Below are 14,445 nucleotides of genomic sequence, written 5' to 3' on the forward strand. Positions count from 1 at the left end.
CAGGGGGTCGGTGACCAAGGCTTCGGTACCCTTTCCCTAGTGCCGGTCACCCGGAAGGGGTCGACGGTCTCCCAGTAGAGAAAGGCCCGCGGACACGTGAACGCCAAGCCCAACAAGAGCACCAAAGTGCTGCAGACCAAGTCCAACAACGGGATGATCATCACCGTCGTCGCGCTCATCGCGGTCGCGGTGGTAGTCCTCGGTGGAGTGGTCTGGATGGCCCAGAGGGGCGGCGAGGCCAACCCCATCACGTTCGGTGAGACCGCCGACGAGCAGATCGAGATCACGGACACCGGCGTGGTGATCGTGGGGCAGCAGGACGCCCCGACCATCCAGGTCTGGGAGGACTACATGTGCCCCGCCTGCGGCTCTTTCGAGGCGCAGTACGGCGAGTCCATCTCCGAGGCCGTCGAGGCCGGGGATCTGCGGGTCGAGTTCCACACCCTCAACTTCCTCAACGGCCAGTCGGGGTCGGGCGAGTACTCCACGCGCGCCCTGGCGGCCGTCCAGTGCGTCGCGGCGAAGGACTCCCTGCCCGTGTTCTTCGACGTCAAGAACGCCTTCTTCGCCCAGCAGCCCGCCGAGGGTGGCGGCGACCTCTCGGCGCAGGAACTCGCCGGGATCGCCGAGGAGGCCGGTGCGAACCCGGACACGGTCGAGTGCATCGGCAACGTGGAGACTAACGGCGGCATGGACAAGGCCTCCGACAGTGCGGACAACGCCCAGCAGACCATCCGGGAGATCACCGATCGCGTGTCGACCCCGACCGTCGCGTTCGAAGGTGAGGTCGTGGACCTCGCGAACGCCGCCTGGCTGCAGGAGATCGTCGCCTGATCCTCTGCGGTCTCGCGGGCCACGCGCCCACCGTTTTCGTGCCCGGCCTCGCCTTTTCCGGCGGGGCTGGGGCCGATTTGGAAGGCCGGACCGTGGTGGTGTAACTTAAGTCGGGCCGGTCACCGAGAGGGGAACGGCAGAGAAATGGATACGGGGCTATGGCGCAGCTGGTAGCGCACCACACTGGCAGTGTGGGGGTCAGGGGTTCGAGTCCCCTTAGCTCCACCGAGGACGAGATCCCGGGAGGTCGGAGACGACCGCCCGGGATCTCGTCATTTCGCCGTCTTCCGCGGCGGTTCGTGCGGACGTAGGGTCGGTACATGGCGGAGCCGCGGGAGATCGCCGCCGTGCTCGACGAGCTCGTCGACGCCGGCCGACTGATCGGGTACGTCTGCGGCGTCCGGCAGGACGGACACACACGTCTCGCCGCGGGCGGTACGCGGTCCATGGGCGGGTCCCCAATGCGCGAGGATGCGGTGTTCCCGCTGTCCTCCAACACCAAACCGATCGCGGGCATCCTCACGATGCGGCTGGTGGAGCGTGGCGTGATCGCCCTCGACGATCCGGTGGACGCGCAGCTGCCCGAGCTCGCACGGCCGCGGGTGCTGGCCGAACCCGACGGGCTGCTGGACCGGACGGTACCGGCTGAAAGACCTGTCACGGTCCGGGACCTGCTCACGATGACCGCCGGCGTCGGGTGGCCGGTACGCAACCCCGACCTGGGCGAGGCCATGGCCGTCAGAGGGGTCGCGCCCGGCCCGTACGCACCGGCCGTCCCGCCGGGGGAGTACCTGCGCAGGCTCGCCGAGCTCCCGTTCGCCGGACAGCCGGGCGGCGGGTGGTGGTACCACACGTGCAGTGACATCCTCGGAGTCCTTCTCGCCCGCGCCACAGGCGCGTCGGTGGGGGAGCTGGTCGCCGAACACGTCACCGGGCCCCTCGGTCTGACCGACACCGGGTTCACGGCCGATCCGGACCGACTGGTCGTCACGTACGGACTCGGGCCCGACGGCCGGGTGGCGCCGGTGAACACCTCGGCCAGGCTCACGGCCCGGCCGGTGTTCGACTCCCTCGCCTGCGGGCTCGCCGGGACGGTGCACGACTACCTGGCGATCCTGGACGTACTCGTCGACGGCGGTCCGCTCATCGGCGCGGAGAGCGCGCGGTTGATGACCTCCGACCACCTCACCGAGCGCCAGCGGGCCTCCGCCGAGGGGTTCCTGGAGCCCGGATGTGGTTACGGGTTCCAGGTCGAGGTCCGCCCCGACGGGACGGTGGGCTGGGCCGGGGGACTGGGCACGATCGGCTACGTCGACCGCCGTGCCGGCCGGTCCGCGGCGGTGTTCACCTCGCAGGCCTTCGACGTGCCCGGCACGGCGGAGGCGCTGGAGACGGTGTGGTCGCTGCTGGGCTGAGCGATCAGCGGCACTGAGCCGGTCAGCGCCACCACGTGTCGAGCGGCGTGGCGGGGGCGGTGCGCTTGTGCCGTGAGCCGAGGAACAGGGACTCGATGCGGGCGGCGGCGTCGGTCGGGACACCCTCGCGCCCCTCGAGGTAGTCGTCGATCTGCGCGTAGGTGACGCCGAGCGCGACCTCGTCGGGTAAGCCGGGCCTGTCGTCCTCCAGGTCGGCGGTGGGGACCTTGCGCCAGGTGGACTCGGGCGCGCCGAGGTGGCGCAGGAGCGCGGCGCCCTGGCGCTTGGTGAGACCGGTCAGGGGGGTCAGGTCGACGCCGCCGTCGCCGTACTTTGTGAAGAAGCCGGTCACCGCCTCGGCGGCGTGATCGGTGCCGACGACGAGGTGGTTCACCTGCCCGGCCACGGCGTACTGGGCGATCATCCGCTCACGCGCCTTGACATTGCCACGGACGAAGTCCCGGAGCGGACCCGCCTGGTCGGGGAGTGCCGCAAGGGCCGTGGAGGCGGCCTCGGCGGCGGCGTCGGACGCTGCACGGACATCCACCGTCAGGCACGCGTCCGGGCGGATGAACTCGAGTGCGATCTGCGCGTCGGCCTCGTCGGCCTGTACGCCGTACGGAAGGCGCATCGCGACGAACCGGGCCTGTTCCATCCCCTCCTCGCGGAGGCGCTCGGCCGCGAGCTGACACAGTCGCCCCGCGAGCGTCGAGTCCTGACCGCCGCTGATCCCCAGGACGAAGCCGGAGGCGGGTGTGGAGCGCAGGTAGTCGACGAGGAAGGCGACCCGCGTCTCGACCTCCTCGGCGGGGTCGATGTCGGGCCGCACGCCGAGTTCGGCGATGATGGAGGCGCGCAGCGCACTGGAGTCGGGTGGCGTTTGGTTCATGCGCTCAGCTTAGGAACCGCGTGTGACGTCCACGTGACATCAGTGCGCGGTCCGTGGTGCGGTCCCTCGTCGGTTGGAGTTCTTGCCGGGTGGTCCGTTACGATGGACCAGTTGTGTGTCGTACATCCGACCCCGTGGCCGGACGTGTCGCACAGTGATTCCCAGTCGTGTCGGCGGCCATCGCGGCCGCCCCGAGAGCCTAAGGAGCGCCACATGAAGGTCCGCAAGTCCCTTCGGTCGCTGAAGAACAAGCCGGGCGCCCAGGTTGTCCGTCGTCGCGGCAAGACCTACGTGATCAACAAGAAGGACCCCCGGTTCAAGGCCCGCCAGGGCTGAGTCGACCGTGTGAGTACTCACGCACCCCCCGAGGGCCCGCCTCCGGTTCGCCGGAGGCGGGCCCTCGTCGTCGTTCCCGTCGTTCCCCGTCGACAGTGGTGCCCCGCCGCCACACGGTGAGGCGAGTGGCACCGCCGCCCGCAGACGCCGGCCGCGCCCACCCGCGGCGTCCCACGGCCTCCCCGGGCGGTCTCGGGGGCACCCCGTCCGGTGCCCGCGGCGCCCCGGCGCCCGGTCGGCGGGGGTGACGGCGAGGGGTGCGGTTCCGGGCGGAACGGTGGGCAACCTGTGGATGGGATGGGGACAACCGGGGGCGCGTTGTGAGGGCTCTGGGGGCGCGTTGTGGGTTGCCGAAACCGTGTTTCGGAACGCGCTCCGGGATGCCACGATGGGGTGGTGCGCCCGCCGCTGAGGGCCCCGGTGCCCCCGGTTCCACGCTGAGCAGGGGCATCCCACAAGGCGGGATCACGACCTGGGAATTCCAGGGATGTAAGACCAAAATGTTGTGGTCAGTTGACCTTCTCGCCACTAGGGGTAGTGTTGGGAGGTGTTGAAGCACCGATGAATGCCATCCATGCGATTCGGCGCACGACCACCGACAGACACGCGGCCGCCCCTTCGTCCGGGCCAGAAACCCCGGACGAGACGGCCATCACCAGAAGAGCCCCTCGCGCCGTCCGGCGCCGTGCCGAAAGAGGTCCAGACACACATGGTCACCGTCTACACCAAGCCCGCGTGCGTCCAGTGCAACGCCACTTACAAGGCGCTCGACAAGCAGGGCATCGAGTACCAGGTCATCGACATCTCGGTGGACGACGAGGCCCGTGAGTACGTGATGGCTCTCGGGCACCTCCAGGCGCCCGTCGTGGTGGCCGGTTCCGACCACTGGTCCGGCTTCCGCCCGGACCGCATCAAGGCGCTCGCCTCCGTGGCGGCCTGACGGCCCGAGGGCACCAGCACCTTTTCGAGTTCCTGTGACAAGGGGGCGTCGATGGCGGCTCCGCTGCCGGCCGATCAGCCGGTGAGGATCGTCTACTTCTCCAACATCTCGGAGTACACCAAGCGGTTCGTCGACAAGCTCGGTCTCCCGGCGGTGCGGATACCCGTGCGGAAGACCGAGCCCATGCCGGTCGTGTCGGACCCATATGTTCTGATCGTCCCGACCTACGGGGGAAGCCTCGAGATCACGGGTAAGAGCGGGGCCGCGGTCCCGCGGCAGGTGGTCGCGTTCCTCAACAACGCGCACAACAGAAGTCTGTGCCGGGGAGTCATCGCCGGCGGCAACACCAACTTCGGAGCGGACTTCGGTCGCTCCGGCGACGTGATCGCCAAGAAGCTGGGGGTCCCGTACCTCTACCGCTTCGAGTTGATGGGCACACACGAGGACGTCATCCGCGTCCGAGAGGGATTGGAAGAGTTTTGGCAGCACCAACCGTGAACCCTGAGAGCGCCAGCGCGGGAGAGGCGGGGGAGGGCCAGCGTCTGGACTACCACGCGCTCAACGCCATGCTCAACCTCTACGACGCGGACGGGAACATCCAGTTCGACAAGGACCGTCAGGCGGCGCGGGAGTACTTCCTCCAGCACGTCAACCAGAACACGGTCTTCTTCCACAACCTCGACGAGAAGCTCGACTACCTCGTCGAGAAGGACTACTACGAGCGCGAGGTCCTGGACCAGTACACGCGCAACTTCGTGCGCGAGCTCTTCGACCACGCCTACGCCAAGAAGTTCCGCTTCCCGACCTTCCTGGGCGCGTTCAAGTACTACACGTCGTACACCCTGAAGACCTTCGACGGGAAGCGCTACCTCGAGCGCTACGAGGACCGCGTCTGCATGGTGGCGCTCACCCTTGCCGCCGGCGACGAGACCCTCGCCCGGCAGCTGGTCGACGAGATCATCGACGGCCGCTTCCAGCCGGCCACCCCGACCTTCCTCAACTCCGGGAAGAAGCAGCGCGGCGAACCCGTCTCGTGCTTCCTCCTGCGTATCGAGGACAACATGGAGTCCATCGGTCGCGGCATCAACTCCGCCCTGCAGCTGTCCAAGCGCGGCGGCGGGGTGGCGCTGCTGCTGTCCAACCTCCGTGAGCACGGCGCCCCGATCAAGCACATCGAGAACCAGTCCTCGGGCGTCATCCCCGTGATGAAGCTGCTGGAGGACTCCTTCTCCTACGCCAACCAGCTGGGCGCCCGCCAGGGGGCCGGCGCGGTGTACCTGCACGCGCACCACCCGGACATCTTCAAGTTCCTGGACACCAAGCGCGAGAACGCGGACGAGAAGATCCGGATCAAGACCCTCTCGCTGGGCGTCGTGATCCCCGACATCACGTTCGAGCTCGCCAAGCGCAACGACGACATGTACCTGTTCTCGCCGTACGACGTCGAGCGGATCTACGGCAAGCCCTTCGCGGACGTCGACATCTCGGCGAACTACCACGAGATGGTCGAGGACAGCCGGATCAAGAAGACCAAGATCAACGCCCGGCACTTCTTCCAGACCGTCGCCGAGCTGCAGTTCGAGTCCGGCTACCCGTACATCATGTACGAGGACACCGTGAACCGGGCCAACCCGATCGCCGGCAAGATCACGCACTCCAACCTGTGCTCGGAGATCCTCCAGGTCTCCACCGCGTCGGAGTTCAACGAGGACCTCACCTACTCGCACGTGGGTAAGGACATCTCCTGCAACCTCGGCTCGCTCAACATCGCCAAGGCCATGGACTCGCCCGACTTCGGCCGGACCATCGAGACCGCCATCCGTGGCCTGACCGCGGTGTCCGACCAGACGCACATCAACTCGGTGCCGTCCATCGAGCGCGGCAACTCCGAGTCGCACGCGATCGGCCTGGGGCAGATGAACCTGCACGGCTACCTCGCGCGCGAGCGGATCCACTACGGATCCGAGGAGGGCATCGACTTCACGAACATCTACTTCTACACCGTGCTCTACCACGCCCTCAGGTCCTCCAACCTGATCGCGCGTGAGCGTGGAACCTGGTTCGCCGGTTTCCCGGAGTCCAAGTACGCCTCCGGTGAGTTCTTCGACAAGTACACCGACCAGTCGTGGGAGCCGGCCACCGAGCGGGTGCGTCAGCTCTTCGCGGACTCCGGCGTCGCCATCCCCACCCAGGACGACTGGCGCGCCCTCAAGGCCGACGTGCAGAAGTACGGCATCTACAACCAGAACCTCCAGGCAGTGCCGCCGACCGGGTCGATCAGCTACATCAACAACTCGACGTCGTCGATCCACCCCGTGGCGTCGAAGATCGAGATCCGCAAGGAGGGCAAGATCGGGCGCGTCTACTACCCGGCGCCCTACCTGACCAACGACAACCTGGACTACTACCAGGACGCGTACGAGATCGGGTACGAGAAGATCATCGACACCTACGCGGCGGCCACCCAGCACGTCGACCAGGGCCTGTCGTTGACGTTGTTCTTCAAGGACACCGCCACCACCCGCGAGGTCAACCGGGCGCAGATCTACGCGTGGCGCAAGGGCATCAAGACCCTGTACTACATCCGGGTCCGTCAGCTCGCGCTCGAGGGCACCGAGGTCGAGGGCTGCGTCTCGTGCATGCTCTGACCCGCCGGTGCCGCGCCACGACCCCCACCCGCTTCACAGAGGAGAACCGATGACCGCCGAGCTGCACGCCCCGGGTTCCCACAGCCCTGCCGCCGGCATCCAGCCCAAGCTCGTCGACCGGGTGTCGGCCATCAACTGGAACCGCATCCCGGACGAGGTCGACGACCAGGTCTGGGGCCGGCTGACCACCAACTTCTGGCTGCCCGAGAAGGTGCCCGTCTCCAACGACATCCCGTCGTGGCAGACGCTGACCGAGTACGAGCAGACTATGACCGCCCGTGTGTTCACGGGCCTCACGCTGCTGGACACGATCCAGGGCACGGTCGGTGCGGTCAGCATGATCCCCGACGCCACCACGCCCCACGAGGAGGCCGTTCTCACGAACATCGCCTTCATGGAGTCGGTGCACGCCAAGAGCTACTCGACGATCTTCTCCACCCTGTGCTCCACGCCGCAGATCGACGAGGCGTTCCGGTGGGCCGAGGAGAACCCGTACCTGCAGCGCAAGGCCAAGATCATCCTCGGCTACTACGCCGGGGACAACCCGCTCAAGCGGAAGATCGCCTCGGTCATGCTCGAGTCGTTCATGTTCTACTCGGGCTTCTACCTGCCCATGCGGTGGTCCTCGCGGGCCAAGCTCACCAACACCGCCGACGTCATCCGGCTCATCATCCGCGACGAGGCCGTACACGGGTACTACATCGGGTACAAGTACCAGCGCGGTCTCGAGCACGTCACCCAGGCCGAGCGGGACGAGCTCAAGGACTACACCTTCGAGCTGCTGTTCGAGCTGTACGACAACGAGGCCGACTACACCGAGGACCTCTACGACCCGGTCGGCTGGACCGAGGACGTCAAGAAGTTCCTGCGGTACAACGCCAACAAGGCGCTCATGAACATGGGCTACGAGGGGATGTTCCCCAAGGACGAGACGGACGTCGACCCGGCCATCCTGTCCGCGCTGAGTCCCAACGCCGACGAGAACCACGACTTCTTCTCCGGCTCTGGCAGCTCCTACGTGATGGGCAAGGCCGAGGCCACCGAGGACGAGGACTGGGATTTCTGACCCGGGTTCCGTGAACGACGACGCCCCTGCGACCGACCGTGGTCGCAGGGGCGTCGGGCTGTCGGGGGAGCGCCGACCGGCGGAACGGCGTCGCCGTATCCATGTCCGGGGGCCGGCCTAGCTTCTAGCCGTCCGGGGCGATCCCGTTGATCGACTTCCGGATGTCCTCGAGAACCGCTCTCGCGGCGACGGGCCCGGCGCCCTCCCACACGGCCCTGTCCATCACGAACACACGGTTGGCGCCCGCGGCGTCCAGCTCCCTCCACCGATCCGAGGTGAAGACCTCGCGCGCCGCCTCCTCGGACTCCGGCCGACCGCCCACCACCGCGAAGATCACGTCGCCGTCGAGCTCGTCACCCACGGCGGGGGATTCCGGGAGCGGCGGCACCCGCTCGCCGGCCCGGGTGCGCTGCGCCGGCGGGCGCCCGGCGTCCACGGCCTCCAACATGAGAGAGCCGAGCGTGTCCGGATCCTGCACACGCGCGCTCTCGCCGGAGCCGTCGGCGACCGAGACCAGGGACACCCAGGTGTCCGAGGGTGTCGTCGCGCCCTCGGTGAAGCGCGCCCGGTCGATGACGTCCAGTAGGAGGTCGCCGCCGGCCCGCGGCCGACCGTAGGCGTCCGCCACGGACTCAGTCGCCTCCGACCAGTCGAGGACGTCGCCCGGGTAGACGACGGTCGGGGCCACGACGGAGAGGGCGTCGACGAGCGCGGGATCGAGGTCCGCCGTCCCCGCCAGCACGATGAGGTCCGGTGCGAGGCCGCGCGCGGAATCGGCGATCCCGGCTGCGTCGGCCCCGCCCCCGAGGTCGAGGGCGGGCAGCGCCAACAGCGGGTCGGGCAGGTAGACGGCGGCGTCGTGGGGCAGCCCGGCGGTGCCGACGACGAGGTCCTGCAGGCCCAGGGCGCAGGCGGTGTCCACGGCCCCCACACCGAGGGCGAGGATGCGTTCCGGCGATCTCGGGACCGCCACACTGTCCGGGCCCGGCCCGGTGGAGTCGACCCTGCGGGTGCCCGCGCCGGGGAACTCGGCGGGCGCCGGCGCGGGCGCGCACGATTCCTCGGGCTCCGCGGAGCGTTGCAGTTCCTCGCCCGCCATCCGTGACGGCGTCGTCGTCACGGGGTACTCGACCATGTCGACGGGGGAGGGGCCGCACGCGGCGAGCGCCAGACCGGCCGCGAGCGGCAGGGCGGCCCGGGCGGCACGCCGCGCATACCCCCGCCCGGGGCGTCGGCGGAGGACGGGAACGGTTTCGGTCATGGGACAACAGCCTAGGAGATGGGTCCGCCGGGGACGCTCCCGCCGAGGTCGACGCCCTCCGGTGACGGGCGCTCCGCGCTGCGGCAGGTGTCGCCGTTAACGGGGGTGAGCACCGGTGACGAGATCGACGGGTCGGATGGGCGTCGCTCTCAGCCGAGGGTTAGGATTGCGGTCACGCACTATTCCTATGCGTTCGACGTGGGGTCGGTGGTTCGACCCGCGACGTCGGGTGAGGCGTTCAGGAGGACCCTTATGACCGCAGTGGCCCCCAAGCCGGTCCACGAACTCGACCACCCACCGGGTGAACCCACCGGCAACTCCCGGCCGGGCTCGTTCGTGTGGAAGATGCTGACGACGACCGATCACAAGATGCTCGGCATCATGTACATCGTCCTCTGCTTCATCTTCTTCTTCATCGGCGGCCTCATGGCCCTGCTCATCCGGGCGGAGCTCTTCTTCCCGGGCATGCAGTTCCTGTCGAACGAGCAGTTCAACCAGCTGTTCACCATGCACGGCACGGTGATGCTCCTGCTCTACGGCACCCCGATCGTCGTCGGGTTCGCGAACTACATCATGCCGCTGCAGATCGGCGCCCCGGACGTGGCGTTCCCGCGTCTCAACGCGCTCGGCTTCTGGCTGTTCGCCGCCGGCGGCACGATCATGCTGTCGGGCTTCCTGACCCCCGGTGGTGCGGCGTCGTTCGGCTGGACGATGTACATGCCGCTCGCGGACAAGATCCACTCGCCTAACGTCGGCGCCGATCTGTGGATCCTGGGCGTGGGCATCGGCGGTATCGGCACCATCCTCGGTGCCGTCAACTTCGTCACCACGATCATCTGTCTCCGTGCCCCGGGCATGACGATGTTCCGTATGCCGATCTTCACGTGGAACATCCTCGTGGCGTCCGTGCTCATCCTGCTCATCTTCCCGCTGTTCACCGCAGCGGCCCTGGGCGTGTTCTACGACCGCACGTTCGGCGGCCGGATCTTCGACCCGGCCAACGGCGGCGCGATCCTGTGGCAGCACCTGTTCTGGTTCTTCGGTCACCCCGAGGTGTACGTCCTCGCGCTGCCGTTCTTCGGCATCGTGTCCGAGGTCTTCCCGGTGTTCTCCCGTAAGCCGCTGTTCGGCTACGCCGGCCTGGTCTTCGCGACCCTGGCGATCGCCGCGCTGTCGATGGCCGTGTGGGCGCACCACATGTTCGTCACCGGCGCCGTGCTGCTGCCGTTCTTCTCCTTCATGACGTTCCTCATCGCCGTTCCGACCGGCGTGAAGTTCTTCAACTGGATCGGCACGATGTGGCGGGGCAAGATCACCTTCGAGACCCCGATGATGTTCGCCCTCGGCTTCATCATCACCTTCCTCTTCGGTGGTCTGACCGGTGTCATGATGGCGTCGGCCCCAATCGACTTCCACATCTCGGACACCTACTTCATCGTCGCGCACTTCCACTACACGCTGTTCGGCACGATCGTGTTCGCGACCTTCGCCGGCGTGTACTTCTGGTTCCCCAAGATGACGGGCCGGATGTACGACGAGCGGCTGGGCAAGCTGCACTTCTGGCTGATCTTCATCGGCTTCCACACCACGTTCCTCGTCCAGCACTGGCTGGGTAACCAGGGCATGCCCCGCCGTTACGCCGACTACCTGGACTCGGACAACTTCACCGTCCTCAACCAGATCTCGACGGTCGGCTCGTTCATCCTCGGCATCGCGATGCTCCCGTTCATCTGGAACGTCATCAAGAGCTGGCGCTACGGCGAGATCGTCACGGTCGACGACCCGTGGGGCGCGGGCAACTCCCTGGAGTGGGCCACCTCGTGCCCGCCGCCGCGCCACAACTTCGTGACGCTGCCCCGCATCCGCTCCGAGCGCCCCGCGTTCGAGCTGCACTACCCGCACATGAGCGAGCGCATGCGTGCCGAGGCGCACGTCGGCGGTCGGAAGAAGTCCCAGGATCCGGATTCCGTCAAGGACGTCGCGGAGCGCGGGACCTCTCCGCAGCAGGGCTGACCACCCGCCCGTACTCACCCACGGGCACAGGTCCCGGGAACCCCGTCGGCTGGCTCGTCCACCGGCGGGGTTCCCGTTTGTCAGCCCGCCCCACCCCAGCACCGCCCACCACGATCACCCGTCAGGAGCACTTGTGAGCACCTCCGGCACCCCGGCCCTCCTCACCGTCACCGGGCCCGACCGGCCCGGGGTCACCGCGCGGGTCATGTCCGTCCTCGCCTCCCACGACGCCGACCTCGTCGACGTCGAGCAGGTCGTCGTCAACGGCCACCTCTCGCTCGGCCTCATGGTCCGGGTCGACCGTGACGCCGACGTCGTCGCGGTGGTCCGCGAACTCACCGAGCAGATCCACGAACTCGGGATGCACCTCGAGGTCCAGTTCGACGACATCGCGCCCGCGGCCCCGCCGTCCACCCACGCCGTCGTGATCCTCGGGAGCCCGGTGACGGCGTCGGCCTTCTCGGCCGTCGCGGGGGCGCTCGCCTCGATCGGCGCGAACATCGACTGGATCCGCGGGATCGCCGACTATCCCGTGACCGGGATCGAGCTCCACGTGTCCACGGCGCGGCGCGACGCGGCCGACGACGCGCGGCTCCGCGAGGCCCTCGCCCCGCTGTCCGACGCCCACGGGGTCGACATCTCGGTCGACGGCGCGGGCCTGGGACGGCGGTCGAAGCGTCTCGTCGTCTTCGACGTCGACTCCACGCTCGTGCAGGGCGAGGTCATCGAGATGCTCGCCGCCCACGCCGGCAAGGAGGAGGAGGTCCGCGCGGTCACCGAGCGCGCCATGCGCGGTGAACTCGACTTCGCGCAGTCCCTCCACGAGCGGGTGGCCACCCTCGCCGGCCTGCCGGCCTCGGTCCTCGACGAAGTCGCCGCGAACATCGTCCTCACGCCCGGCGCCCGCACCACCATCCGCACCCTCAAGCGACTGGGCATCCGGTGCGGAGTGGTCTCCGGGGGCTTCATCCAGGTCATCGCGGGTCTCGTCGAGGAACTCGGCCTCGACTTCGCCAAGGCCAACACGCTCGAGATCGTCGACGGGAAGCTCACCGGGCGGGTGGTCGGGGAGGTCGTCGACCGTGAAGCGAAGGCGGAGTACCTCCGGGAGTTCGCCGACGAGCTCGGGATCGCGCTGAGCCAGACCGTCGCCGTCGGGGACGGTGCGAACGACATCGACATGCTCACCACGGCGGGCCTGGGTATCGCGTTCTGCGCCAAGCCGGCGCTGCGGGAGGTCGCGGACGCCTCGCTGTCGAAGCCGTTCCTCGACACCGTTCTGTTCGTGCTCGGCATCACCCGCGACGAGATCGAGGCCGCGGACACGGCGGCGGGGACCTATCGCCGCGTCCCGCTCACGTGACGGACGGCCCCGGAGCCGCAGCCGGCGAAGGGGGCCGCGCGGCGTCCGGGTCCGCGCTCGACTGGTGCCACTCCCGGCTGCGGGCCGGGTCGCGTGGTGCCGAGGACCCGGAGGACCGGTCGACGGTGCGGGCGATGCCGATCGTGCTCCACCTGCCCAAGAACGAGCCCCCGCGCCGCACATCCCTGCTGGAGGCGGTGGCCGGGGCCGTCGCGGCGGTCTGTCTGGACGAGCGTGTCGCCCCGGGTGGGCCGTGGCACGAGGCCTACGCCGACTGGCTCGACGCCCGGATGCGCAAGATCGCCCGCCGGGCGCGCGGCGCCCAGTGGCGGGCCGCGCTCGAGGTGCCGGGGATCACCCGTGAGGTCGACGGGTGCGCGGCGCGGGCGTTCGTGCCCGGCCCGGTCGACGAGGTGGACCCGCGGCTGCGGAAGCTGCAGATCGGCGGCACGGACCTGGCGCGCGACGAGCCGCCGAAACCGGAGCCGGGGACGCCGGTGGTGTGGATCGACCGCGCCCTCGAGATGTCGGTCGGCAAGGCGGCGGCGCAGGTGGGCCACGGGGTCATGCTGCTCATCGCCGAGATGTCGCGCGGCCGACTCGAGCGCTGGATCGCCGACGGGTGCCCGATCGCGGTCCGCGAGGCCGATCACCTCCGTTGGCGGGCGTTGTCCGAGACGGTCGCCGCGGGTACGCCGGGTGTCGCCGCAGTGGTCGACGCGGGGTACACGGAGGTGGCTCCGGGGTCGCTGACCGTCATCGCCGCCGACGGCCGGCCCGTACCCGACTAGACGGGCGCCGGTCGTCTCGCGTGGGCGAGGTGCCCGAGGGGATCGTCCCTCAGGAGTTCGACGGGCACCCCGGTCTCCCGGCTCAGCGCCCGCAGCAGGCTCCCGCGACCCGAGTACCCGGCGGCGCGGGCTGCGCCCTCGGCGCTCGAGCCGCCCCGTAGGGAACGGATGGCACGGTTGAGCCGTCGGCGGGTGCGCCAGCGGTGGAACGACAGACCGGTCTCCGCCAGGAAGAGACGCTGAACCTGCCGCGTGCTGATCCCGGCACCGGCGCACAGGGAGGCCAGGGTGTCGGCCGATCCGGTGGCCGCGGCGGCGATCTGCCGGGCCGTGGGGTGGACGGGAAGCGGCGCGGCGAACTCGTCGGTGTGCAGGTGGGCGAGGATCTCCTCGAGGCCGTCGGTGAACGGCGCGACCTGCTCATCGGTGTACGGCTGGGCCGCGAGTCGGGCCAGCATGAGATGCGTGATCTCCGGGACCACCCCGAGCCTGCGGACCCGCTCCACCGGGCTGGCGCGGTGGGAGAGGAAGGGGCCGAGCGCGATCGAGTGCTCGTCCAGCTCGAGTGAGTGCGGCACCAGCGGGGCCAGGAGGACCGACGTGCGCGGCTCGAGGGTGATCGACTCGCCGTCGACGCGGAGGTGACCGCGGCCCATCACCATGTGGACGAGATGGGGGACCTCGTGGACGTGCTCGGGGTGACCGACGAAGCGGACACGGTTCTCGGGGACGGCATCGGCGAGCTCGCGGCGAAATCCCATCGGGCTCCTCGGAGGCGGCCGCGGGACGAGAGCCCGGGCAGGAGAACATGTCGCATCCGGATCATAGCCGTGTCGCCTCCGGCGAGCTCTCGCCCGCGCCCTGCCTCTACCCTTCATCGAGTGCCTGG

At 68.9% G+C, this 14,445-nt stretch carries 13 protein-coding genes and 1 tRNA gene; 11 read left to right on the forward strand and 3 right to left on the reverse strand.

The window, feature by feature from the left end:
• Window positions 1-96: 96 nt before the first annotated feature.
• The 3 genes from VYL96_RS05090 to VYL96_RS05100 all read left to right on the forward strand — a co-directional run bounded on the left by VYL96_RS05090 (window position 97) and on the right by VYL96_RS05100 (window position 2,249).
• A complete protein-coding gene (locus VYL96_RS05090; RefSeq protein WP_007626199.1) occupies window positions 97-834 on the forward strand; it encodes a DsbA family protein in 738 nt (245 codons plus the stop codon).
• A gap of 152 nt (window positions 835-986) precedes the next feature.
• Window positions 987-1,059: transfer RNA gene (locus VYL96_RS05095), tRNA-Ala, on the forward strand.
• 95 nt (window positions 1,060-1,154) lie between these two features.
• Window positions 1,155-2,249, forward strand: a complete 1,095-nt coding sequence (locus VYL96_RS05100) for a serine hydrolase domain-containing protein (protein ID WP_007626201.1) — start codon at window positions 1,155-1,157, stop codon at window positions 2,247-2,249.
• A 22-nt stretch (window positions 2,250-2,271) separates the two neighbouring features.
• Here the strand turns inward: VYL96_RS05100 and nadE are convergent, their stop codons facing one another.
• A complete protein-coding gene (gene nadE / locus VYL96_RS05105; protein WP_007626208.1) occupies window positions 2,272-3,138 on the reverse strand; it encodes an NAD(+) synthase in 867 nt (288 codons plus the stop codon).
• Between the two features lie 213 nt (window positions 3,139-3,351).
• On the opposite strand from nadE, the gene ykgO reads away from it, so the two are divergent.
• The 5 genes from ykgO to nrdF all read left to right on the forward strand — a co-directional run bounded on the left by ykgO (window position 3,352) and on the right by nrdF (window position 8,128).
• Entirely contained in the window at window positions 3,352-3,474 is a 123-nt protein-coding gene (gene ykgO / locus VYL96_RS05110; protein WP_007626209.1) for a type B 50S ribosomal protein L36, read from the forward strand.
• Between the two features lie 709 nt (window positions 3,475-4,183).
• Window positions 4,184-4,414 carry a glutaredoxin-like protein NrdH gene (nrdH, locus tag VYL96_RS05115; protein ID WP_109148944.1) on the forward strand — a complete coding sequence of 77 codons (231 nt, stop codon included), beginning with the start codon at window positions 4,184-4,186 and terminating at the stop codon, window positions 4,412-4,414.
• Window positions 4,415-4,465: 51 nt separating this feature from the next.
• A complete protein-coding gene (gene nrdI / locus VYL96_RS05120; protein ID WP_007627785.1) occupies window positions 4,466-4,912 on the forward strand; it encodes a class Ib ribonucleoside-diphosphate reductase assembly flavoprotein NrdI in 447 nt (148 codons plus the stop codon).
• A 68-nt stretch (window positions 4,913-4,980) separates the two neighbouring features.
• A complete protein-coding gene (nrdE, locus tag VYL96_RS05125) occupies window positions 4,981-7,062 on the forward strand; it encodes a class 1b ribonucleoside-diphosphate reductase subunit alpha (protein ID WP_243699574.1) in 2,082 nt (693 codons plus the stop codon).
• Between the two features lie 49 nt (window positions 7,063-7,111).
• Window positions 7,112-8,128, forward strand: a complete 1,017-nt coding sequence (gene nrdF / locus VYL96_RS05130; RefSeq protein ID WP_131884946.1) for a class 1b ribonucleoside-diphosphate reductase subunit beta — start codon at window positions 7,112-7,114, stop codon at window positions 8,126-8,128.
• Window positions 8,129-8,252: 124 nt separating this feature from the next.
• Here nrdF and VYL96_RS05135 read toward each other — a convergent pair whose 3' ends face one another.
• Entirely contained in the window at window positions 8,253-9,389 is a 1,137-nt protein-coding gene (locus VYL96_RS05135; protein ID WP_243699561.1) for a TroA family protein, read from the reverse strand.
• Between the two features lie 252 nt (window positions 9,390-9,641).
• Here VYL96_RS05135 and ctaD point away from each other — a divergent pair, with 252 nt between their 5' ends.
• From ctaD to VYL96_RS05150, 3 genes are all read left to right on the forward strand, one after another.
• Complete coding sequence (gene ctaD, locus VYL96_RS05140; protein WP_131884945.1) at window positions 9,642-11,402, forward strand: aa3-type cytochrome oxidase subunit I; 1,761 nt, start codon at window positions 9,642-9,644, stop codon at window positions 11,400-11,402.
• Between the two features lie 133 nt (window positions 11,403-11,535).
• Window positions 11,536-12,765, forward strand: a complete 1,230-nt coding sequence (serB, locus tag VYL96_RS05145; protein ID WP_131884944.1) for a phosphoserine phosphatase SerB — start codon at window positions 11,536-11,538, stop codon at window positions 12,763-12,765.
• Window positions 12,762-13,556 carry an aminoacyl-tRNA hydrolase gene (locus VYL96_RS05150; protein ID WP_131884943.1) on the forward strand — a complete coding sequence of 265 codons (795 nt, stop codon included), beginning with the start codon at window positions 12,762-12,764 and terminating at the stop codon, window positions 13,554-13,556. Before serB ends, VYL96_RS05150 begins: the two co-directional genes overlap by 4 nt.
• Here VYL96_RS05150 and VYL96_RS05155 read toward each other — a convergent pair.
• Window positions 13,553-14,317 (reverse strand): helix-turn-helix domain-containing protein, encoded by a 765-nt coding sequence (locus VYL96_RS05155; RefSeq protein ID WP_131884942.1) that lies wholly within the window; start codon window positions 14,315-14,317, stop codon window positions 13,553-13,555. The two genes, VYL96_RS05150 and VYL96_RS05155, sit on opposite strands and share 4 nt — an antisense overlap.
• Window positions 14,318-14,445 lie beyond the last annotated feature (128 nt).

This window comes from Dietzia maris (assembly GCF_036287335.1).
In the GTDB taxonomy this organism is placed as follows: domain Bacteria; phylum Actinomycetota; class Actinomycetes; order Mycobacteriales; family Mycobacteriaceae; genus Dietzia; species Dietzia cinnamea.

What these genes read in the sequence shown, in the direction of transcription:
- nrdH (WP_109148944.1), top strand. Translation starts at nt 4,184, where the DNA reads ATGGTCACCGTCTACACCAAGCCCGCGTGCGTCCAGTGCAACGCCACT.
- nrdE (WP_243699574.1), top strand. Translation starts at nt 4,981, where the DNA reads ATGCTCAACCTCTACGACGCGGACGGGAACATCCAGTTCGACAAGGAC.
- nrdI (WP_007627785.1), top strand. Translation starts at nt 4,466, where the DNA reads ATGGCGGCTCCGCTGCCGGCCGATCAGCCGGTGAGGATCGTCTACTTC.
- VYL96_RS05155 (WP_131884942.1), bottom strand. Translation starts at nt 14,317, where the DNA reads ATGGGATTTCGCCGCGAGCTCGCCGATGCCGTCCCCGAGAACCGTGTC.
- nadE (WP_007626208.1), bottom strand. Translation starts at nt 3,138, where the DNA reads ATGAACCAAACGCCACCCGACTCCAGTGCGCTGCGCGCCTCCATCATC.
- nrdF (WP_131884946.1), top strand. Translation starts at nt 7,112, where the DNA reads ATGACCGCCGAGCTGCACGCCCCGGGTTCCCACAGCCCTGCCGCCGGC.
- VYL96_RS05135 (WP_243699561.1), bottom strand. Translation starts at nt 9,389, where the DNA reads ATGACCGAAACCGTTCCCGTCCTCCGCCGACGCCCCGGGCGGGGGTAT.
- VYL96_RS05100 (WP_007626201.1), top strand. Translation starts at nt 1,155, where the DNA reads ATGGCGGAGCCGCGGGAGATCGCCGCCGTGCTCGACGAGCTCGTCGAC.
- ctaD (WP_131884945.1), top strand. Translation starts at nt 9,642, where the DNA reads ATGACCGCAGTGGCCCCCAAGCCGGTCCACGAACTCGACCACCCACCG.
- ykgO (WP_007626209.1), top strand. Translation starts at nt 3,352, where the DNA reads ATGAAGGTCCGCAAGTCCCTTCGGTCGCTGAAGAACAAGCCGGGCGCC.